We start from the raw sequence: 20407 nt of genomic DNA, 5'->3' as shown, positions 1-20407 counted from the left end.
ACCGACGGATCCCGACGCGAGGATGTGACAGGGTGAGCGAGGACATTCCCCGGAACGACCCGGAACCGGCCGAACCGGCCGAACCGGCCGAACTCGCCGGGCGGTTCGAGGCCGAGCGCCCCCAACTGCGCGCGGTGGCCTACCGGATGCTCGGATCGATCGCCGAGGCCGAGGACGCCGTCCAGGAGGCCTGGCTGAGGCTGAGCCGCGGCGACGTGGGCGGGGTGCGCAACCTCGGGGCCTGGCTCACCACCGTCGTCAGCCGGGTCTGCCTGGACCAGCTGCGCTCCCGCGCCTCCCGCCGGGAGGATCCGCTGCCCGAGCAGGACGGGCAGGTGCGGCTGCCCGACCCGGTGGTCAGCGGGCTGTCGGCGCTGGACCCGGTGCACGAGATCCTGGTCGCCGACTCGGTCGGGATCGCGCTGATGGTGGTCCTGGAGACGCTCTCCCCGGCGGAGCGGGTCGCCTTCGTGCTGCACGACCTGTTCGAGGTGCCCTTCGACGGGATCGCCGAGGTGCTCGGCCGCACCTCCGCCGCCACCCGGCAGCTGGCCAGCCGCGCCCGCCGCCGGGTCCAGGGCGCCACCCCGGCAGCGGACTCCGACAACGCCCGCAAGCGCGAGGTGGTGGAGGCCTTCCTGACCGCCTCCAGGGGCGGCGACTTCGACGCCCTGCTGGCCGTGCTCGACCCCGGGGTGGTGGCCCGCTCCGACGGCGGCGCGCTGGTGCCGGGCGTGCTGCGCCGCGGCGCGGCCGACGTCGCCTCGCAGGCGATCGCCTTCGCCCGCTTCGCCGCCGGCGGCCGGCTGGTCCTGGTCAACGGCTCGCCCGGGGTGGTCTCCTTCGCCGGGGGCCGCCCGCTGTCGGTCATGTCGTTCACCATCCACGGCGGCCGGATCACCGCGATGGACATCCTCACCGACCCGGTCCGCCTGGCCGCCCTGGGCCTCACGGCCTGACCGTCCGGCGGTGCCCGCGGGCCGGCCGGCACCCCGCCGGCCGGCCCGCCGGGTCCGTCACGCTTCCTCCACGTGTTGTTTCCCGTCGCTTCCGGGGCCGTCCGGGGACCCGCGCGCTACCGTGCCGCCCATGGCGAACTTTGTACTGGTGGCGGGCGCGTGGCTCGGTGCCCGGGCGTGGGACGAGGTCGTGGCGGAACTGTGCGCGGCCGGGCACGGGGCGTATCCGCTGACGCTCTCCGGGCTCGCGGAGAAGAGCGGCGCGCCCGCCGGGCAGCGGGCGCACGTGGCGGACGTCGTCGCCGAGGTGGAGCGGCTGGACCTGCGCGAGGTGGTGCTGGTCGGGCACAGCTACTCGGGCATCCCGGTGGGCCAGGCCGCGGAACGGATCGGCGACCGGCTGGCCCGGCTGGTCCTGGTGGACGCCAACGTGCCGGTGGCGGGGGAGTCCTTCGCCGACCAGATACCGGAGCCGGCCGGGCTGCGGGCGGACCTCGCCGCGCACGGGGGCTGGTGGCCGCCGCTGCCGCCGGCCGAGTTCGCCGGGCAGGGGCTGACCGTCGAGCAGATCACCAGGATCACCGCGGGCGCGACCCCGCACCCGGGCCCCTCGCTGACCGAACCGGCCGTCCTGGAGGGCCCGTTGAGCGCGCTCCCGGCGGTGTACGTGAAGTGCCTGCTGGACTGGCCGGAGCCGCCGCCGCTGGTCGCCCGGCTGGTCGCGGACGGCCACTGGCGGCTGGTGGAGCTGGACACCGGGCACTGGCCGATGTTCTCCCGGCCGGCCGAACTCGCCCGGGTGCTGGCCGAGTCGGCCCGGACGGAGGTCTGAGACCCGCCCGGACGGCAGGCCGGGGCCGGCCCGGACGGAAGCCGGGGTCCGCCGCGCGGATCCTCACCGGCCGTACGGCCGGAGGACACCGGGGGCGAAGCGGCCGATCAGCGCCGCCGCCACGGCGGCCGGCACGGTGGCGGACGGGACGGCCCGGTGCGCCGCGTCGCCGAGCGGCATCACGGCGGTCACCGCGGCCGGGGTGCCCGCCAGGGGCAGGGCGACGGTCAGGACGGCGAGCAGGCGGCGGGGGCGCCGCGGGTGGTCGGGGCGGTTCACGGGGATCTCCTTCGGGCTCGACCCGGGCCACGATGCCGCCTCCCGCAGCGTCAGGTTCAAGCCCTTTCCGCCCGCCGCCGACGCGGCCCCGGTCAGTCCACCGCGACCCGCCGCCACCCCGTTCCGTCCGCGGCCACCGGTGCGGCCGCGAAGTCGTACCGCAGCAGGCCGGGGCCGAGCGCGAGCAGCGAGATCGACGAGGAGCCCCAGATCCGCCCGTCGCCGAAGTCCCGCCGCTGGATCAGCGCGGCGTCCGCGTCCGGCGCCAGCCCGTTCCCGGCGACGATCGGCAGCCAGCCGCCCCAGGCCGCCGCGGCCGGGCCCGCGCCGGTCGGCTCGGGCCGGGGTTCGGCGGCCAGCCGGGCCCGGAAGTGGGCGGCGCGCGCGGCCATCAGCGCGCGGATCCGCTCCGAGGTGGTCCGGCCGGCGGCCAGGCCCTCCAGCCCGTCGTTGAGCACCACGCTCAGGCCGGACGGCAGTTCGCGCTCCTCCAGCCGCCTGCCGTCCCAGCTGGACACCCGGGCTCCGTCGGCCCGGACCAGGACGAGGTGGAACGGGTCGTACGGGGTGAGGTCGAGCCGGCCGACCCCGCCCTCCCGGACGGCGGTGAGCGGCAGCCGGCCGCGGGTGCGCCGGGCGTCGGCGGGGGCGGCCGGGCCGAAGCCGTTCAGCAGGCAGGCGGCGGTGCGCCGGGCGGGGTCGACGGCCAGCCAGGTGCCGCCGGCCGCGAGGTCCAGTCCGCCGAGCAGCCCGGGCAGGTCCGGCCAGTGGTGGTCCGGCGGCAGCCAGGCACGGCCCAGGTACTCGTCCCGGACGGACAGCAGCAGGACCGGCACCGCCGCTGCCGGCTCGATGCTGACGAACGCCGTACACACGACCCGCTGCCCCTGACCTCGTCCGGTCGGCGATCCGGCCGGTGAACCCGCCGGAGATCCCCTCCCGGCGATCCTCGCACGGCCGTTCGCACGCCGGAAGTGGCCCACGATGCGGGTGGCCGAATGCACCAGGACGGCAGGCCACCGCGCTCCTAGGCTGGCGGCCATGACGACGAACGAGACGACCGTGACGAACGGGGCCCCGGTGCCCGCCCCCGAGCAGCGCATGCCGATGCACAAGCTCGCCCCCGCCTTCTACCAGGCGATGGTCGCCCTGGACCGGGCCTCCAGGGAGGGCGTCGACCCGGTGATCGCCGAACTGGTCAAGGTGCACGCCTCGATGATCAACGGCTGCGCCTTCTGCATCGACATGCACTCCGCCGACGCCCGCGAGCACGGCGAGCAGGACCACCGCATGCTCTCCCTCCCGGCCTGGCGCGAGACGCCCTGGTTCACCGCCCGCGAGCGCGCCGCCCTGGCCCTCACCGAGTCGGTCACCCTGCTGACCCAGGGCCACGTGCCGGACGCCGTGTACGCGGAGGCCGCCGCGCAGTTCGACGAGACCGAGCTGGCCCAGCTGATCGCGCTGATCACCACGATCAACGCCTGGAACCGGATCGGCGTCTCCACCCGCATGAGCCCGGCCGCGAGGTGAGCGCCACCGACCGGGCCGGCCGGCGGGAGCAGGCCCGGCTGCTGCGCGAGCTGCACCGCCCGGGCGAGCCGCTGGTGCTGGCGAACGCCTGGGACGTGCCGAGCGCCCGGCTGGTGGCCGCCGCCGGGGCACGGGCGGTGGCGACGGCCAGCGCGAGCGTGTCGTGGTCGCTCGGCCGCGCGGACGGCGGCGGCGCCGACCCCGGGCAGGTGCTGGCCAGGACCGCCCAGGTGGTCCGCGCGGTCGGCCTGCCGGTCACCGCGGACCTGGAGGGCGGCTACGCGGACACCGCCGCCGGGGTCGGCGAGACCATCGCCGCGCTGCTCGACACCGGCGCCGTCGGGGTGAACCTGGAGGACGAGGGCCGTCCGCAGGAGGAGGCCGCCGAGCGGATCGCGGCCGCCAGGGCGGCGGCGGACGCGGCCGGCGTGCCGCTCTTCGTCAACGCGCGCACCGACGTCTTCCTGCACGGGATCGGCGCCCCCGAGGACCGGCCGGAGGAAGCGGTGCGGCGGCTGCGGGCGTACGTCGAGGCGGGTGCGGACGGGGTGTTCGTCCCGGGGGTGTCCGACCCGGAGACCATCGCCGCGCTGGTCGCGGCCGTCCCGGCGCCGCTGAACGTGCTGGCCGGCCCCGGCTCCCCGTCGGTCGCCGAGCTGGCGAAGCTGGGCGTGGCCCGGATCAGCCTGGGCCCCGGACTGGCCGAGGTGGCGTACGCGGCGGTCCGCCGGGCCGCCGAGGAGGTGTACGGGCACGGCACGTTCACCGCGCTCGCCGACGGGCTGGGCTACCCGGAGCTCAACCGGCTGTCCGCGGGCTGAGCGAGGCGGCCGGACACTCCGGGCAGTCGGACACCACGGCAGCCGGAAACCCCGGGCGGCCGGACAGCTCGGGCAGTCGGACACCCGGCGGCCGGGCACCGTGGGCGGCCGGCCGTTCGGGGGTCGGCCGGCCGGCCACGGGCAGGTGGGCGACGGATCAGTTCAGGACCTGCCCGCTGAGCCCCGGGTGGCTCATCTGGTTGGTCCCGATCGCCTCGATCTCGTTGGCGGGCTTGCCGACCAGCGGGAGCTTGCCCACCGTCCGCAGGGCGAGGTCGGCCGGGGAGACTTCGAGCCCGTCGGTGAGCCCGCCGGTGACGTCCGGCGAGGAGGCGGTCTGGGTGGTGGCGGAAGCCGCCGGGACGGCGAGGGCGAGGCCCGCCATGGTGAGGGCGGCCAGGGTGGCGAGTTTCTTCATGCCCTGCCGAACGACGCGGACCACCCTCAGGTAACCCGCCGGCTCAGACCGTCACCCACAGGGTGCGCACACCGTTGCTGACGAACGAGGCGATCGGCTCGTCGGTCGCGCCCTTCGCCAGGGCCAGCCCGGGGAAGCGGGCGAACAGGTGTCGCAGCGCCGTCTCGGCCTCCAGCCTGGCGAGCCCGGAGCCGAGGCAGAAGTGCGGGCCGTGGCCGAGCGACAGGTGCTTGGCGGGCTGCCGGGTGAGGTCGAAGCGGTCGGCGTCCCGGTGGTGCCCCTCGTCCCGGCCGGCCGCCGCGTAGGAGGCCAGCAGTGCCTCGCCGCGCCGGATCACCACGTCGCCGACCTCGATGTCCTCGATCGCGTAGCGCAGCGGGAACTGCCCGACCGGGGAGTCGTAGCGGAGCGTCTCCTCGATCACCGCCGACCACGGCTGCTCCCCGTCCAGGACGAGCCGCAGCTGGTCCGGGTGGGTGAGCAGGGCGCGGACCGCGTTGGTGATCAGGTTGAGCGTGGTCTCGTGCCCGGCGACCAGCATCAGCAGCAGGGTGCCGACCAGTTCGGCCTCGCTGAGCCGCTGCTGGTCGAGGCGCCGGCCGGCCTCGTGGGCGTCGATCAGGGCGGTGGTCAGGTCGTCGCCCGGCTCGGCCCGCTTGGCCGCCACCACCGAGGCCAGCAGCGCGTTCAGGCCGCGCTGCGCGGCGAGCGCCGCCGCCGGGGTGGCCGAGCTGGAGACCATGGTGTCGGACAGTTCGTGCAGTTCGTCCTGCTGCTCCAGCGCCAGGCCGAGCAGTTCGCCGATCACCTGCATCGGCAGCGGGTAGGCGAAGTGCCTGCGCAGGTCGAACGGGCCCTCCAGCCGGCTGACCTCGTCCAGCAGCGCGATCGCCCGGGCCTCGATCGCGGGCGCCAGCGCGGCTATCCGGCGGGGGGTGAAGGCCTGCGAGACCAGCCCGCGCAGCCGCCGGTGGTCCTCGCCGTCGGCGGTGACCATGCCGGGGACGACGATGAAGTTGAGCAGCGGCCAGCCCTCCGGGAGCCGGCCCTCCCTGAAGGTGCTCCAGAGCCGGGCGTCCTTGCCGACCCGGGGGTCGGCGAGCAGCGACTGGAGGGCGTCGTGGTGGGTTACCGCCCAGACCACCACCCCGCCAGGGAGCTCCACCAGGACCGCGGGGCCGGCCGCCCTGAGGCGGGCGTTCTCGCCGTGCTGGTCGCGGCCGAAGGGGTCGAGTCTGACGGGTTCGGCGCGGGTTCCGGAGTCGGTGACGGTGTCCATGCGGGCCTCTCGGGGGCTGGCGGGCGGGGCGGGGTGAAGGCGCTGTAGAGCACCGGGAGGGCGGTCAGGGCCCGGGACCACGGGGACGGGCGCCAGGCCAGGTCGCCGCCCGGCACGGCCAGTTGGAGGTCCGGCAGGCGGTGCAGCAGGGTCTCGACGGCGGTCTCGACGATGATCCTGGCCGGGTGCTGGGCCGGGCAGACGTGCGCGCCGGCGCCCCAGGCGAGGTGCGCCCGGTTGCCGCCGAGCGAGCCCTGCGCGGCGGCCGAGACGCCCTGTGCGGCCGGGTCGGCGTTGGCCGCGGCGAGGCCGAGCACGAGCATGTCGCCGGCGCTGATGTACTGGCCGCCGAGCACGGTGTCGCCGGTGGCCCAGCGGCCCGGGAAGTTCTGCGTCGGCGGGTCGCGCCAGAGCACCTCCTCCAGCGCGTCGGAGACGGTCAGCCGGCCGCCGGTGAGGGTGGCCCGGAAGCGCCGGTCGGTGAGCAGCAGCCGCAGCGTGTTGCCGGTCCAGTTGATCGAGGTCTCGTTGCCCGCGACCAGCAGCACCACCAGGTGGTGCACCGCCTCCTCGTCGGTCAGCCCGGCCGGGTGGGCGAGCAGCCAGGAGGTGAGGTCGGCGCTGGGGGCGGCCCGGCGGCGGCGCACCAGGTCGACCAGCAGTGCCTGGAACTCCGCTCCGGCGCGCTGGGACTGCGAACTGCTGTCCACGAAGTGGCTGATCAGTTCGACCACCCGCGGCCCGCTCTCCACCGGCAGTCCGACCAGCTGGGTGAAGACCAGCAGCGGCAGCGGACGGGCGTACTGGGCGATCAGGTCGGCGGTGCCGTCCGGACCCCAGCTGTCGATCAGCCCGTTGGCGGCGGCCTCGGTCGTCCCGCGCAGCTGGCGGTGGTCGATCTGGGCGAGGGTGTCGGAGACCGCGGAGCGCAGCCGCTGGTGCTCGGCGCCGTCCAGGTTGAGCAGGGTGGGCCGCCAGGAGGTCATCGGCAGCAGCCGGGAGTCGGCGGCCAGCCGGCCCTCGGCGGGCACCCGCCAGCGGCGCGAGTCCTTGGAGAACAGCGCCTCGTTGCGGGTGAGTTCGAGCAGTTCGGCGTAGCCGAGGACGAGCCAGGCCTCGACCCCGGGCTCCAGCTCGATCGGGGCGACCGGACCGTAGCGCTCGCGGAGCCGGGCGTACAGGCCGTGCGGGTCCTCGGCGACGGACTGGCCGAACAGCGGGGTCAGCGGGACGCCCGTGGGCAGTCCGCGGCCGGACGGGCCGCCGGGCGGGCCGCCGCCGTGGGCGACGGGGCATCCGGGTGCCCCGGTGGGCTCGGGGGCGGTCACCGCTGGAGCTCCAGGATCGAGCTGCGGTGCAGATGGTCGACGAAGTCGATCAGCAGGTCGTAGGACTGCCGCCGGTCACGCGCGTCGCAGTACAGGATCGGCACCTCGGGCAGCAGGTCCAGCGCCGAGCGCAGCTCCTCCTCCGGGTAACTCGGCGTACCCGGGAAGGTGTTGACCGCGACCGCGAACGGGATGCGCTGCTCCTCCAGCCGGCCGAGCACGTCGAAGCTCTCGTCCGGCCGGCGCAGGTCGACCATGGCGATCGCGCCGAGCGCACCGCGCGACAGGTCGTCCCAGAGCGGCCAGAACCGCTGCTGCCCGGGCGTGCCGAACAGGTACAGCGCGAGCCGCGAGTTGAGCGTGATCCGGCCGAAGTCCAGCGCCACCGTGGTGGTGCTCTTGCCGGCGAGCCCGGTGAGGTCGTCGACGCCGCTGCTGGCGGCGGTCATCGTCTCCTCGGTGCGCAGCGGGGTGATCTCGCTCAGCGAGCCGACCAGGGTGGTCTTGCCGACCCCGAACGGTCCGGTGACGAGGATCTTGACCGCGCCCTGCACCGAGGAGGGCAGGTACTGCGGCCCGTCGGCGGACCCGGCGGCGCCGGGGACGGTCTCAGCGGAGTTGGCGGAGGCCAACGAGCACCTCTTCCAGGAGGGTTGCGGGCAGGCGTTCGGCCTGCGGGACGGGCGGGAGCACCTGCACGGCGCCGAGGTCCCACAGGTCCCCGACCAGCACCTTGACGACGCCGAGCGGAAGCCCCAGGTGGGCCGCCACCTCGGCGATGGACAGCAGGCTGTGACAGAGGCCGAGGATGCGCCGGTGCTCACGGTTCAGCAGCGGGTGCTCGGGCAGTTCCGGCGGTCCGGGTAACGCGCTGACCAGGCTCTCCACGGCCAGCTCCGACCGGGTGGGGCGGCTGCGCCCACCGGTGATGACGTACGGGCGGACCGGGCCGCTCACCGGTGGCCCCCCGCCGCGTGGTCGACGCGCGGCGGGCTGGTGAGGTGGCTGCCGATCCGCTCGACCAGGACCTGCATCTGGTACGCGACCAGTCCGGCGTCCACGGCGTCGCCGGCCACCACGGCCAGGTGCGCGCCGGCCCCGGCCGCGACGACGAAGAGGTAGCCGCCGCCGTACTCGATGATGATCTGGCGGGTGGCGCTGCCCGGTCCGCCGAAGCCCGTCGCGACGCCGCGGGCCAGCGACTGGAGCCCGGAGCAGGCGGCGGCGAGCCGTTCGGCGTCCTCGCGCGCGATGCCCGCGCTGCGGCCGATCTCCAGGCCGTCGTTGGAGACGACCACGGCGTGCTGGACCTGCGGGACGGCGATGATGTCGGCGAGCAGCCAGCCGAGATCAGGGGTGGTGGTCATGGAACTCTCCGGAGCGCTGGGGAAGTCGGGGGGAAGCGGGCAGGGAAGGGTCGGACTGGGCCTGGGCCCGGACGGCCGAGCGGCCGCTGGCGGTCCCGGCCTGGAACATCGCCATGAACGCCTGCGCGTCCCGGGCCGAGCGGTAGGGCGGCGCGGGCGGCGGTGGGGGAGCGGCGTGCTGGGCGGGGCGGCCCGTGCGGGCGCGCCGGTGGCTCCGGCGGGGCAGCGGCGGGGGAGTGTCGGCGGCGGGCCGTCCCGGCGGCGGGGTCTCCACCATGGGGTGACCGGCGGGGGAGACCGGCCGGGGCCCGGGGTTGAACGCCCGGTCGTCCGGCCCGAGGCCGGGGACGGTGGGCGGCAGCGGCTCGGTGAGCAGCGCGTTCGGAAGCAGCAGGACCACCCGTACGCCGCCGTACGGGGAGGGCGCCGAGCTGAGCGTGACCCGGAAGCCGTACTGCTCGGCGAGCCGGCCGACGGCGGCCAGACCCAGCTGCGGCACCTCGCCCAGCCGGGAGACCTCCAGGGTGCTGCCGCCGGCCAGCGCGGCGGCGGCCTTGGCGACGGCCTGCTCCGGCATGCCCACGCCGCCGTCGTCGATCTCGACGACGGCGCCGTTGTGCACCGGCATCAGGGTGACGAACACCTGGGTGCTGGGCGGGGAGTAGCGGGTGGCGTTGTCCAGCAGTTCGGCGATCGCGTGGATCAGCGCCTCGGCGGCGGCGCCGACCACCGCGGTCTCGATCCGGCTGCGCACCACCACGCGCTGGAACGGCAGGATGCGCGACTGGGCGCCGCGGACGACGTCCTCCAGGGCGACCGGTTCCGGCCAGTGCCGGCCGGCCCTGGCGCCGCAGAGCACGGCCAGGGTCTGGGCCAGCCTGGCCTGTTGGGCGGCCGCGTGGTCGGCCTTGAGCAGGCCCTCCAGCAGCGCCGGGTCGTCGTGGGTGCGCTCCATCTCGTCGAGGAGCGCCTGCTGGTCGTGGGCCATCACCAGGATCCGGCGGGCGACGCTGAGGAAGGCCCGCTGGGTGGAGGCGGTGTGCTCCTGCTCCTGCTGGACGGCGGCGAGTTCGGCGCCGCGGCGGGAGAGCCCGGCGGCGAGCTGTTCCTGGACGGCGGCGAGTTCGCGGTGGAGCCGGTCGGCGCGGACGCGTTGGGTGACGGACACGGCGCGGTACCGCGCGGCGGTCACGAGGGCGAGGACGGCGAGCACGCCGGTTGCCGTTGCGCACCACTGAGTCATCGTCACGCGCGAATTCTAGGGTGATGATCCTACGAAGGTGTGAACGGATCTCGCCAAGTGACCGGATCTCGTCAATATCGAGTCAATTCGGCGTCAATCGGCAGTCGTTCGACCCCGACCCCACGGCCTGACGAGGCCTCGCGACGCTCCGGCCGGTCCCGCGGGAGGCGGCGGATTCAAGCCGGTCGGCCGGATCGCGTCCGGTGATGTGTGGGACCTGTGTGCACGATGTCACGGAAGAGGCGCCGTCCGGTGCAGGAGCAGCAGCGCCACGTCGTCCGGCCTGGACCGCCGCTCGGTCACGTTCAGGGTGAGCAGGTCGGCCAGCCGCTCCAGCGCCGACGCCGGGCCGACCCGTCCCGGACCGGCCCGCCGGGCCCACAGTTCGAGCCCGCCGAGCATCCGCTGCACCGACTCGTCGTAGTCCTCCTCGCGGTCCTCGACCAGCCCGTCGGTGTACGCCAGCAGCGTCTCGCCGACCGCCAGCCGCCCCACCGCCAGCGGGTACGGCCGCTCCGGGGCCACGCCCAGCGGCGGCCCGCCCTCCAGCTCCAGCTCGACGGCGGCGGCGTCGGCGGTGATCCGCACCGGCGCCGGGTGGCCGGCCCTGGCCGCGGTCAGCACGCCGTCCGCCGGGTCCAGGGTCAGGTAGAGGCAGGTGGCGAACAGCTCGGTGTCCAGTTCGGCCAGCAGCCGGCTGGTCCGGGTCAGGGTGGCAGCCGGGTCGTGCCCGTCCGTCGCGTACGCCCGCAGGCCGCTGCGCAGCTGGCCCATCACCGCGGTGGCCTCGGCGTTGTGCCCCTGGACGTCGCCGATCACCAGCCCGATCCGGCCGTCCGGGAGCCGCAGCAGGTCGTACCAGTCGCCGCCGATCTGCATGCCCTCGGTGCTCGGCAGGTAGCGGGCGGCGCTGGTGATCCCGGGCAGCCGGGGCAGGGTGCGCGGGAGCATCGCGCGCTGCAGCTCGGTGGCCCGGTGGTGGTGGGTGTCGTACAGCCGGGCCCGCTCCAGGGACTGCGCGAGGATGCCGGCGAACGCCGAGTACAGGGTGCGGTCCTCGCGGCCGAACGCGCGCTCGGCGGCGAAGGTGATCAGGCAGGAGCCGACCTGCTGCCCGGAGGCGACCAGCGGCAGCACCGCCCAGGCGGCCGGGGAGAGCGGGTCGCGCCGGGTGCGGGCCGCCGCGGGGTCGCTGAACAGCGGGGCGGAGCGGGTCAGCGACCGCTGCATCACGTCCTCGGACAGGTCCGCCAGGCGGGTGAGCTCGGTGCGCCGCGGGCCCCCGTACACGGTGTGCGAGACGGGCAGCAGCCGGCCCTCGTCCACCAGGTCCAGGACGATGCCGGAGGCGCCGAGCGCGGGGCGGGCGACGTCGGTGACCGCGGTGGTGACGTCCCGGACGGTCACCGCCCTGGACAGCGCCCGGGTGAGCGTCAGCAGCAGCGCCGTCCTGGCGGCGGCGGGGGAGTTCCGCTCCTCGGCCGGCGGCTGCCCCCGGTGCCCGGCGTCGGCGAGCAGCCCGGCGATCCGCACCGGCCGCCCGTGCACGTCCAGCATCACCTCGCCGGACTCCTCGACCCGGGCCACCTTGCCGCCGGGCCGGACCACCCGGTAGCCGATCCGGTAGCGGCCGCCGGTGGCCAGCGCCTCGGCCAGCGCGGCCTGCACGTCCGGCAGGTCCTCGGGGTGGACCAGCCGGTCCAGCTCGGGAGCGGTGCCGTCCGGGGCGGCCGGGCGGCCCGCCAGCCGGAACGCCTCGGCGTCCCAGTAGCTCTCCCCGGTGACCAGGTCGCGCTCGAAGGCGCCGTGCCCGGCGGCCCGCACGGCCAGCGACAGCAGCGGGTGGGCCGGCCCGGCGTGGCGGCCGTCGGCCGCCCGCGGGTCCTCGGGCGACCGGACGCCGTACGGGGCCCGGGTGCCGTGCGGGAGGTGGGCGTCGGCGTGGTCCAGCAGGTGGGAGAGCCGGTGGGCGCAGGCCTCGGCGACCGTCTCCAGGACGTCCAGGTCGCGGCGCGGCACGGTGCCCCGGTGGGCCAGCGTGAGGGCGAGGACGCCGATCGGCCGCTCGTCCACGACCATCGGCAGGGTGATCACGGTGATCATCCCGGTGCCCATGCCGGCGTTCCCGTCCGGGTAGTCGACGCTGGTGTGCTCGGGGCCGAGCAGGTACGGGCGGCGCAGCCGCAGGGCCATCGCGGCGGGCAGCTCACCGGCGGGGTCGACCACGCCGTAGCGCTCGTGCGCCCAGTCCGGCAGCCCGTGCGAGGCGATCAGCCGGAGCATCCCGGCGGAGTCCAGCAGGTAGAGCACGGACCCCTCGCCGGTGATCCAGCCCGGGCCCTCGGCCAGGACGGTGCCGAGCAGTCCGGCGGCGCTGGTGCAGCCGAGCAGCAGGCGCACGCAGCGCATCGCGCTGCGCGTGGTCGGACTGCCGGCGGGCTCCAGGGGCACTGACCCTTGATACCCCATTTCCCCGGGGGGCGGATGGTGACCGAGCCGGGCCCGGGCGGCTGGGCTAAACAGGCCAGGCGCGGAGGCCGGTGGTGAGGGTGGTGATGAGGCGGTCGTGGGTGGTGGTGAGGTCCTCGGCGAGCCGGAAGGCGCCGGCGGCGCTGAGGGAGGCGAAGCCGTGGGCGAGCGAGCGGACGGTGCGGGCGGCGTGGATCGCCTCGGAGCCGTCGAGGCCGTACTCCCGCAGGACGGCGATGATCACGCCGACGAGCCGGGCGGCCGCGCGGGCCAGGTCGTCGTCGGGCTGCGGGGCCTGGGGGAGGGCGTTGTAGCGGTGCGGGTGCTCGGTGGCGTACGCGTGGTAGGCGCGCAGCACCGCGGCGACGGCGTCGTCCCCGCTGCGGCCGACCGCCGCCTCGGCCAGCCGGTCTGCCAGCTCCCCGGTGACCCGGACGGCGATCAGCCGCCGCAGTTCGGCGAGGCCGCCGCTGACGTGCTTGTACAGCGAGGGGGTGGCGACCCCGGCCCTGGCGGCGACGGAGGCCAGGGTGAGGGCCTCGGCGCCCTGCTCGTCGATGAGGGCGAGGGCGTGGTCGACGACCTGGTCGGGGGTCAGTCCTACGCGGGGCATGGGTTCGGGCTCTCCGTACGGAAGTCGGGCGGGTGCGGGCGGCGGTCGGGCTGCCGGCGGGCGGCGGTCGGTCAGCCGAGTTCGGCGAGGAAGGGCAGCAGGGCGTCCGCGGTGGCCGCCGGGTTGTCGGCCATCGGGTAGTGCCCGGACCCCTCGATCATCGCCTTCCGCGCGCCGAGCGCCGCGGCCTGCCGGTCGGCGACGAGTTCCGGCTTCGGGAAGTCGGGGTCCTTGCTGCCCATGACCACCAGCGCGGGGCACCGCACCGCAGCCGTCCAGCCGACCGGCGCCGAGTCGCCGTGGACGTACCCGCGGGTGGCGGTCTTGCGTCCGGGGGTGCGCAGGTCGGAGACCAGCCCGTCCACGTACGCGTCGAAGTCGGCGGGCCTGGCGCCGGGGAAGGCCATCCGGCGCAGGTAGAAGCCCCAGGCGGCGGGCCAGTGGACGAGGGCCGCGCCCATCAGGCCCATGGCGGCGCGCATCAGGGCGCCCGGCGGCGGGGTCTCGACGAAGGCGTCGATCAGCACGATCCCGGCGACCCGCCCGGGCGCATCCCCGGCGGCCCTGACGACGGTCGCCCCGGTGTACGAGTTCCCGGCGAGGACGGCGCGCTCGATGCCGAGGTGGTCGAGCAGGGCGAGGACGTCGCCGGCGAGGGCGGCCGGGCCGTAGTCGTCCCAGGCGATCGAGGACTCGCCGAAGCCCCGCAGGTCCATGGTGACGACCCGGTGGCCGGCGGCGACCAGCAGCGGGCGCAGGTGCCGGTACGCGGCCCGGCTGTCGAGCATGCCCGGGAGCAGGACGACGGGGGCGCCGTCGCCCTGCCGGGTGTCGTCGAAGGCGATCCGGCCGCCGGGGACGGTCAGGCACTGGGTGCTCGGGGTGATGGTGCCGTTCATGGGGGTCCTCCTCGGGCCGCCGGGGCGGGGCATCGGCGTTGCTGCCGATAGCCATAAAGCTAAGGCTAATAGCCTTAGCCGTCAAGCAGCCGGCGGGCGGCGATCCGGGAAGGGGGCGGGTCAGGCGCCCTCGACCCTGAACGGGTCGTGCTCGCTGAGCAGCTTCTCCAGCCGGGCCTGGTCGACCCGGGTCACCATCTCGTTGGTCTCCTGCTTGTCCCGGATCACCTTCGCCAGCGTGAACGCGGAGGTGACGGTGTAGAGGAGGCCGATTCCGAGGAACGCCCGGGTCCACCCGCCGACCGGCAGATAGGCGATCCCGACGGCGAGGGTGGTGCCGGACAGGGCGAACGAGAGGACGGCCTGGATGTAGTAGGCGGCCGTCGTGCGGGTCTGCATCGGTGCGCTCATGGCGTCAGGATGCGGCCGCCCGGCCGGACCGCACATGAGTAGGAGTACTCAGATGGAGCCGTGCATGAGGGGTCGTTCGTTGACGTCCGATCATATGGTCGACAGTCGCTTCCACCGGATGGCTTGGAATCGGCGCCTCCTAGGATTAACGTTTGATAACGCAGCGCGGTCGTCAACGCCGTACCCAGACGGCACCGTGCGCGGTGCCTAATCCCACCGACCGGCCTCCGGGCAGGTCAGGGAGCCGGGGAACCACGTTCCCTGGGGTGAATCGGCGGGGCCCAGGCCCGGCCGTAGGAGACCTTCCTGCTCCGAACCCGTCAGCTAACCCGGTAGGCGCGAAGGAAGGAAAGGAGCGCGCCTCCGTGGCGTCGACGTACACCCCGGCACACCCGGCCGGCCCCGCAGCCGGTACCCAGCTCCTCGACCACCCCGGCTCGGAAGGCCCCGACGCCTTCGGCCCGGAGGCCGAGACCAACCGCCACCGGATGCCGCGTCAGACCCGCGGAACCTCCCCGCTGCTCGGCGTCACCGCCGTCGCCGCCACCCTGGGGGCCACCGGTTTCGCCTCGGCCACCCCGGCCGCCGCCCCCGCGGTCGAAGCCCCGGACGAGGCCCCGGTCGCCCTCTCCGCGGACCCCGGCCTCGCGCTCGCCGCCCGCATCCAGCACCAGGCCGACAGCCAGCGCACCGCCGCCGAGGAGACCGCCAGGGTCCAGGCCGCGCAGGAGGCCGAGGCCAAGGCCGCCGCCAAGGAGGCCGAGGCCAAGCGCGCCGCCGAGGAGGCCGAGCGGGCCAAGGCCGCCGCCCTCACCCTGCCGGTGGACGACTACCGGCTCTCCGCCCACTACGGCCAGAGCGCCCGCTACTGGGCCAACCTGCACACCGGCCTGGACTTCGCCGCCGACACCGGCACCCCGGTCCACGCGCTCGGCCAGGGCACCATCACCTCGGCCGGCTGGGCCGGTTCGTACGGCTACCGGATCGTCGAGACCCTGCCCGACGGCACCGAGATCTGGTACTGCCACCTCTCCTCGATCACCAAGGGCTCCGGCAAGGTCGTCGCCGGCCAGCAGATCGGCAAGGTCGGCGCGACCGGCAACGTCACCGGCCCGCACCTGCACATGGAGATCCGCCCCGGCGGCGGTGCCCCGGTCGACCCGGAGCCCTGGCTCCAGCAGCGCGGCCTCAACCCGTGACGCCCCGGGCCTGACGGCCCCCGGTCTCACGGCACCCGCCGGCTGAGGCACCCGCTCGCAGACGCCCCCGCGAAGGCCCCCGGCCCGGAGCACGAGCTCCCGGCCGGGGGTCTTCGCGGTCTCTCACTCCTCGGCGGGCAGCTGCGCCAGGTACGCGTCGATCTCCTTCTGGCCCGGCTCCGGCGCCAGCTCGGGGAACTCCTCCACCAGCAGCCGCGGCAGCCCCGGCACCGTCCACTCGCCGAACAGGTCGAGCGCCGCCTCGACCGCCGCGTCCTCGAACTCGCCGAAGTCCCCGGCCAGTTCGTCCGGCATCGGCCGTCCCAGCGCGGTCAGCTCGGCCAGGTTGCGGTAGCTGCGCCGCATCAGGCCCTGCTCCAGCAGCCGCCGCGCGCCGTCGGTGGCCATGCCGACCGAGAGCACCCGGCTCCAGCCCCAGCCCTGCTCGTCCGGCTCGTCCAGCCAGCCGGCCGGCGCCAGGTCCTCGTACGCGGCCAGCCGCTCCTCCTCGGCGAGCCCGCCGAAACCGGCCAGCCAGTCCCGCACCGCCTCCCCGTCGGCGACGTCCACCCCGTGCGCGTGCAGCAGCAGCGCGTACAGCCGGGGCCAGGTCACCAGGTCGGCGCGGCGCAGCAGTCCGGCCGCGACCTCGCCCTGCCACTCGGCCTCCGCGTGCAGCCGCTCCTGGCGCTTGGCGTTGAGCCGCCGGGCCGCCCGCTGGTGGTCGGCCAGCATCCGGACGGCGTCGCCGTACGCGAGCGGGTCCTCCTCGGGCGCGGGTTGGACGTACAGGTGGAGGCGCTCGTACAGCAGGTGCTCCACCGCGTTCGAGGTCAGTTCCGGCCAGCCGTCGTGCATCCTGCCCTCGCCCAGCTCCAGCAGCGCCAGCACCGTGCGCAGCGGCCCCTCGGCCACCGGCGCGCGGCCCTGCTCGGCCGCCCAGGCGAGCAGGTCGGCGGCCTTGGTGCGGGGGGCGAGCCGCAGGTCTTCGTCGTTCATAGTCCGAACGGTAGCCGCCGGGCGGGGATAGGGTCGGCAGCCATGCTCCCCGTACGACTCACCGGCCCGCGACTGGCCATCCGCGAGTACCACCACACCGAGGGCGACGTGGACGCGCTGCACGCGCTGTTCGGCGACCCCGAGGTCACCCGGTACCTGCCCTTCGGGTCGTGCGACCGGGAGGCCTGCGCCGACCAGATCGAGCTCTACCTGGAGGAGGCGATGGCCGGGGAGCGGGACACCTACCGGCTCGCCGTCACCAGGCTCGCCGACGCCGAGGACCCGCGGGACGCGCCGCCGGTCGGGCAGGCCTCGCTCGTCCTCGGCGGGCACCGCTCCGCCGACCTGGGGTGCGTGCTGGCCGACGAGGTCAGGGGCCGCGGCTACGCGGGCGAGATCGTCGGCCTGCTCCGCGGCCTCGCCTTCGGCCCGCTGGACCTGCACCGGCTGACCGCCCGGGTCCACGTGGACAACGCGGCCTCCGTGAAGGCGCTCACCCGGCTGGGCTTCCGGCGGGAGGGGCGGCTGCGGCACGACGGGTTCAAGGACGGCGTCTGGTCCGACTCGTACCTCTACGCGCTGCTCGCCGACGAGTGGCCGGGCCCGGCCGCCCGGGGGGAGGGGGGTTAACCCCACCCCGGATCCGCCAGGCCTCCGGATCACGCCCGGTCGGCGCGTCCACCAGACTGGACCTCGTCAGCGGGACGAACGAACGCCAGAACGAGGGGCCGGGAGCATGAGCAGCAGCCACAGCATGGAGGACCGGGAGTGGGACGTCCTGGGCGGTCACGGTGGCGTCCCGCGTCCCGCCGCGGCCCGCAGGACCGGGCAGCGGCCGGCCGCGTGGCGGGCGCCGTTCTCGGCGTACTACTACCGCGAGGTCGGCTACGCGCTCACCGGCCTGCCGGTGGCGATCGCCGGGTTCGCCGTCTCGATCACCATGTTCTGCTTCGGCCTCGGCACCTTCGTCACCGTCCTCGGCCTGCCCGTGTTGGGCGCCCTGACCAGCCTCGCCCGCGGCTTCGGCCGGCTGGAGCGGGCCCGGGTGCGCGGCATGCTGGCGCTGGATGTCCCCGGCCCGGAGCCGGTGCGCCAGGTCCGCCCTGGCAGCTGGGGCGCGATCACCGCGCGGCTGGCGGACGGGGCCGGCTGGAAGGCCGTGCTGTACCAGGTGGTGATGTTCCCCTGGGCGATATTCAGCTTCGTGGTGACGCTGGTGTTCCTGCTGCTCGGCTGGTCGCTGGCGCTCTACCCGCTGTACCACTGGGTCTTCCGGGCCTACACCCCCTGGAACGGGTACCGGCTGTTCGACTTCCGCGACGGCGACGGCGTCCAGCACGTGTACGAGATCCAGGCACCCTGGCAGATCGCCGCGCTGTCGCTCCTCGGGGTGCTGCTGGTCTTCCTCACCACCCAGCTGGTCCGCGGCCTGACCAACGTCAACCGGGCCGCCGTCCGGGGCCTGCTCGGCCGCTGACCGCCGGCTCCGCCCACTCCCAGGCCCCGCCCGCGCCCCGGACGCCCTCCGGATGCGGGCGGGGCCGCCCCGTGTTCGGATGACCGGGTGGCTGCCGCCGGCCTTCCCCCCGCTCAGCCGGACGTCCTGGTCACCTCCCGCCCGCTGGACGAGTACTGCGCCCAGTTCGGCCTCACCCGGGCCCGGCTCGCCGCCCTGCCCGGGCCGCTGCTGGACTGTCCCGGCGGCGCGGCCGGCCTGGCCGCCGAGGCGCGCGAGCTGGGCTGCCGGGTGATCGCCGTCGACCCGGCGTACGCGCTGCCGCTGCCCGCGGTCGCCGACCGCGCCCTGGCCGCCCGGGTGGCGATGGCCGCCGCGATGGCCGCCCGCCCGCGGCTCTACCCCGCGCCCCGCCCGGACCACGCCGAGCGGTACCTGCGCAGCTGGGACCGGGCCCGGCGGCTGTTCGCCGCCGACTCGGCCGCCCACCCCGAGCAGTACGTGGCCGCCGCGCTGCCCCGGCTGCCCTTCGCGGACGGCGCCTTCGCCCTCACCCTGAGCGGCCACCTGCTCTTCGCCTATCCCGAACTCTTCGGCCTGGAGGGCCAGTCGGCCGCGCTGGCGGAGCTGGTCCGGGTCACCTCCCCGGATGGCGAGGTCCGGGTGCAGCCGTTGAACGACGGGTACGGCCGCCGCTGCGGCCACCTCGACCGGCTGCGGTACGCGCTCGGCGAGCGCCGGATATCCAGCGAGGTCCGCCGTCTCTCCGGCCCGGTGGAGGGCCGCACCCTCCGACTCCTGGTGCTGCGGGCCGCCGACCACCACCGCCGGGCCGCTTTCCCAGGGAGCATGTAAGAGTCACTGTCAGGGGTCACTCCTATACTCTCCCGCATGACCGATACGACCATCCGGCGCGCCGACGAGACCGACGCCGAGCGGCTCACCGACCTGATCCAGACCTGCTCCGCCTACCGCGGCGAGTACGCCGCGATGATCGACGGCTACCGGGTGACGCCCGACTACATCGCCCGCCACGAGGTGTTCCTCGCCGCCGACCGGGCCGCCGGGCAACTGCTCGGCTTCTACGCGCTGATCCGCGAACCGGCCGAACTGGACCTGATGTTCGTCGCCGACGAGGCCCAGGGGCGCGGCACCGGGCGCGAGTTGATCGGCCACATGCTGGAGCTGGCCCGCGGCGCCGGGATCACCGAGGTGCGGGTGGTCTCCAACCCGCCCGCCGAGCGCTTCTACCTGCGGGTGGGCGCCGAACGCGTCGGCACCTTCCCCGCCCACGGGAGGATCACCTGGGACCGCCCCGAACTGCGCTTCACCGTCCGGGCCGGCTAGGCGTACGCAGGCGGGGATGAGGCGCTGTTTCGCCTGAGTGCCGCTCTGACGTGGGCGGCGTGGCGGTGGACGGCGGCCGGGGGGAGTGCGCCGGGGCGGGGTGGTGGGGGTGCCGGGGTGCCGTGGCAGGTGCGGCAGAGGCCGCCGAGGAGGGCGTGGGGGCGGCAGGGGGTGCGGCAGGTGGTGCATTCGGGGATGCGGGTCGTCTGTGGTGGGCGGGGGCGTTCCGGGGGGAGTTTGTCGATCAGGCGGCGGCGGGTGAAGGCGGCCGGGCTGTGGATGTCGGGCGGGAGGCCGTTGGTGAGGGCGATGGTGAACAGGGCGGGGGTGGTGCCCCGGGCGAACCATTCGGCGGCGAGGGGTTCGAGGGCGGTGCAGTCGGCGGCGGAGAGGGCGAGGCGGGGGTCGGCGAGGCCGAGGCCGGCGAGGGCGGCGTAGGCGGCCGAGGGGAGCGGTGTGTGGTTGCGGACGGGCGTTCGCTCGTCCGGGGGATCGGGATCGGCGGGCGTTGACGCGTCGCCGCTGTCGTTGGTGCCGCCGGTGGCGAGGAAGTGGTTCCACCAGGCGTCGGAGCGGGGGGTGCGGGAGAAGTAGGTGTGGAACACCCAGCGGCAGTCGGTGGAGCTGAGGCGTTCGCGGACGCGGCGCAGGTGGCCTGCGGTGGAGAGCCTGGTGAGGGCGGTGCGGCAGGCCATCTGGCCGTAGTGGGGCTGGAGGACGGCGAGGGTCTTGACGTCCATGGCGGCGCCGTCGGGGAGGTGGTCGATGAGCGAGGCGAGGTAGGCCTCGCGGGCCGGGAGGTGGGCGAAGTCTGTGGCGGAGCGGGGGAGTTGCTCCGGCGCGGACTGCTTGCCGTACCCGGGGGCGGCCATGGCGGTATTGTCGTGGGTAGCCACAGGATCGATTCCTTAGAGTCGGTCGATCGTGTCGGTCAGACCCCCGTTCGGTGTTGCGAGCA

General features: G+C 75.3%; 24 protein-coding genes and 1 riboswitch. Of the genes, 9 read left to right on the top strand and 15 right to left on the bottom strand.

The genetic code is table 11. The features are described from left to right. Positions 1-32 precede the first annotated feature (32 nt). Positions 33-959: a sigma-70 family RNA polymerase sigma factor gene (locus ACIQOW_RS26555; protein WP_401088970.1), complete on the top strand. Its 927-nt coding sequence runs from the start codon at positions 33-35 to the stop codon at positions 957-959. 130 nt (positions 960-1089) lie between these two features. After that, positions 1090-1791: an alpha/beta fold hydrolase gene (locus ACIQOW_RS26550; RefSeq protein ID WP_401088968.1), complete on the top strand. Its 702-nt coding sequence runs from the start codon at positions 1090-1092 to the stop codon at positions 1789-1791. A 63-nt stretch (positions 1792-1854) separates the two neighbouring features. Here the strand turns inward: ACIQOW_RS26550 and ACIQOW_RS26545 are convergent, their stop codons facing one another. Then, positions 1855-2070 (bottom strand): hypothetical protein, encoded by a 216-nt coding sequence (locus ACIQOW_RS26545; RefSeq protein WP_401088965.1) that lies wholly within the window; start codon positions 2068-2070, stop codon positions 1855-1857. Between the two features lie 92 nt (positions 2071-2162). After that, the gene (locus ACIQOW_RS26540; protein WP_401088963.1) at positions 2163-2945 is read right to left on the bottom strand and encodes an NRDE family protein; all 783 of its coding nucleotides are present in this window, start codon (positions 2943-2945) and stop codon (positions 2163-2165) included. A gap of 166 nt (positions 2946-3111) precedes the next feature. Between ACIQOW_RS26540 and ACIQOW_RS26535 the strand changes: the two genes are divergently transcribed. Next, on the top strand, positions 3112-3600 hold the full coding sequence (locus ACIQOW_RS26535) for a carboxymuconolactone decarboxylase family protein (RefSeq protein WP_401088961.1): 489 nt from the start codon (positions 3112-3114) through the stop codon (positions 3598-3600). Continuing rightward, positions 3597-4421: an isocitrate lyase/phosphoenolpyruvate mutase family protein gene (locus ACIQOW_RS26530; RefSeq protein ID WP_401088959.1), complete on the top strand. Its 825-nt coding sequence runs from the start codon at positions 3597-3599 to the stop codon at positions 4419-4421. The genes ACIQOW_RS26535 and ACIQOW_RS26530 overlap by 4 nt, the downstream gene beginning before the upstream one ends. A 157-nt stretch (positions 4422-4578) precedes the next feature. On the opposite strand, the gene ACIQOW_RS26525 is transcribed toward ACIQOW_RS26530, so the two are convergent. The 11 genes from ACIQOW_RS26525 to ACIQOW_RS26475 form a co-directional block, all read right to left on the bottom strand. After that, the gene (locus ACIQOW_RS26525) at positions 4579-4863 is read right to left on the bottom strand and encodes a hypothetical protein (protein ID WP_401088957.1); all 285 of its coding nucleotides are present in this window, start codon (positions 4861-4863) and stop codon (positions 4579-4581) included. Between the two features lie 19 nt (positions 4864-4882). Further along, positions 4883-5983 (bottom strand): cytochrome P450, encoded by a 1101-nt coding sequence (locus ACIQOW_RS26520; protein ID WP_401088955.1) that lies wholly within the window; start codon positions 5981-5983, stop codon positions 4883-4885. Next, complete coding sequence (locus tag ACIQOW_RS26515) at positions 5968-7446, bottom strand: cytochrome P450 (RefSeq protein ID WP_401088953.1); 1479 nt, start codon at positions 7444-7446, stop codon at positions 5968-5970. The genes ACIQOW_RS26520 and ACIQOW_RS26515 overlap by 16 nt, the downstream gene beginning before the upstream one ends. After that, positions 7443-8078: an ATP/GTP-binding protein gene (locus ACIQOW_RS26510; protein ID WP_188300937.1), complete on the bottom strand. Its 636-nt coding sequence runs from the start codon at positions 8076-8078 to the stop codon at positions 7443-7445. Before ACIQOW_RS26510 ends, ACIQOW_RS26515 begins: the two co-directional genes overlap by 4 nt. Next, positions 8056-8403 carry a DUF742 domain-containing protein gene (locus ACIQOW_RS26505; protein ID WP_401088951.1) on the bottom strand — a complete coding sequence of 116 codons (348 nt, stop codon included), beginning with the start codon at positions 8401-8403 and terminating at the stop codon, positions 8056-8058. Before ACIQOW_RS26505 ends, ACIQOW_RS26510 begins: the two co-directional genes overlap by 23 nt. Beyond that, entirely contained in the window at positions 8400-8813 is a 414-nt protein-coding gene (locus ACIQOW_RS26500) for a roadblock/LC7 domain-containing protein (protein ID WP_188300939.1), read from the bottom strand. Before ACIQOW_RS26500 ends, ACIQOW_RS26505 begins: the two co-directional genes overlap by 4 nt. Next, a complete protein-coding gene (locus ACIQOW_RS26495; protein ID WP_401089272.1) occupies positions 8797-10056 on the bottom strand; it encodes an ATP-binding protein in 1260 nt (419 codons plus the stop codon). Before ACIQOW_RS26495 ends, ACIQOW_RS26500 begins: the two co-directional genes overlap by 17 nt. Before the next feature lie 231 nt (positions 10057-10287). Beyond that, positions 10288-12507, bottom strand: coding sequence for a SpoIIE family protein phosphatase (locus tag ACIQOW_RS26490; RefSeq protein ID WP_401088948.1), 2220 nt, complete (start codon positions 12505-12507; stop codon positions 10288-10290). A gap of 64 nt (positions 12508-12571) precedes the next feature. Beyond that, entirely contained in the window at positions 12572-13138 is a 567-nt protein-coding gene (locus ACIQOW_RS26485) for a TetR/AcrR family transcriptional regulator (RefSeq protein WP_188300942.1), read from the bottom strand. A 71-nt stretch (positions 13139-13209) separates the two neighbouring features. Continuing rightward, entirely contained in the window at positions 13210-14037 is an 828-nt protein-coding gene (locus ACIQOW_RS26480) for an alpha/beta fold hydrolase (protein ID WP_401088946.1), read from the bottom strand. 120 nt (positions 14038-14157) lie between these two features. Continuing rightward, positions 14158-14448, bottom strand: coding sequence for a YiaA/YiaB family inner membrane protein (locus ACIQOW_RS26475; protein ID WP_188300943.1), 291 nt, complete (start codon positions 14446-14448; stop codon positions 14158-14160). A gap of 194 nt (positions 14449-14642) precedes the next feature. Further along, a riboswitch (cyclic di-AMP (ydaO/yuaA leader) is annotated at positions 14643-14801 on the top strand. A 12-nt stretch (positions 14802-14813) separates the two neighbouring features. Here ACIQOW_RS26475 and ACIQOW_RS26470 point away from each other — a divergent pair. Next, entirely contained in the window at positions 14814-15647 is an 834-nt protein-coding gene (locus ACIQOW_RS26470) for a M23 family metallopeptidase (RefSeq protein WP_401088943.1), read from the top strand. Positions 15648-15770: 123 nt separating this feature from the next. On the opposite strand, the gene ACIQOW_RS26465 is transcribed toward ACIQOW_RS26470, so the two are convergent. After that, a complete protein-coding gene (locus tag ACIQOW_RS26465) occupies positions 15771-16646 on the bottom strand; it encodes a hypothetical protein (protein ID WP_401088941.1) in 876 nt (291 codons plus the stop codon). 42 nt (positions 16647-16688) lie between these two features. Between ACIQOW_RS26465 and ACIQOW_RS26460 the strand changes: the two genes are divergently transcribed. The 4 genes from ACIQOW_RS26460 to ACIQOW_RS26445 all read left to right on the top strand — a co-directional run bounded on the left by ACIQOW_RS26460 (position 16689) and on the right by ACIQOW_RS26445 (position 19449). Then, a complete protein-coding gene (locus ACIQOW_RS26460) occupies positions 16689-17276 on the top strand; it encodes a GNAT family N-acetyltransferase (RefSeq protein ID WP_401088939.1) in 588 nt (195 codons plus the stop codon). A gap of 106 nt (positions 17277-17382) precedes the next feature. Then, on the top strand, positions 17383-18123 hold the full coding sequence (locus ACIQOW_RS26455) for a sensor domain-containing protein (protein WP_401088937.1): 741 nt from the start codon (positions 17383-17385) through the stop codon (positions 18121-18123). A gap of 87 nt (positions 18124-18210) precedes the next feature. Next, a complete protein-coding gene (locus tag ACIQOW_RS26450; protein ID WP_401088935.1) occupies positions 18211-18957 on the top strand; it encodes a hypothetical protein in 747 nt (248 codons plus the stop codon). Positions 18958-18993: 36 nt separating this feature from the next. Further along, entirely contained in the window at positions 18994-19449 is a 456-nt protein-coding gene (locus ACIQOW_RS26445; RefSeq protein WP_401088933.1) for a GNAT family N-acetyltransferase, read from the top strand. On the opposite strand, the gene ACIQOW_RS26440 is transcribed toward ACIQOW_RS26445, so the two are convergent. Further along, positions 19446-20321, bottom strand: a complete 876-nt coding sequence (locus tag ACIQOW_RS26440; protein ID WP_401088931.1) for a hypothetical protein — start codon at positions 20319-20321, stop codon at positions 19446-19448. The genes ACIQOW_RS26445 and ACIQOW_RS26440 overlap by 4 nt on opposite strands. Between the last annotated feature and the right edge of the window lie 86 nt (positions 20322-20407).

It is taken from the genome of Kitasatospora sp. NPDC091335, assembly GCF_044757205.1.
Lineage (GTDB): Bacteria > Actinomycetota > Actinomycetes > Streptomycetales > Streptomycetaceae > Kitasatospora.
Note: the sequence above shows the minus strand (reverse complement) of the source record. Positions and strands in the feature narration are given on the sequence as shown.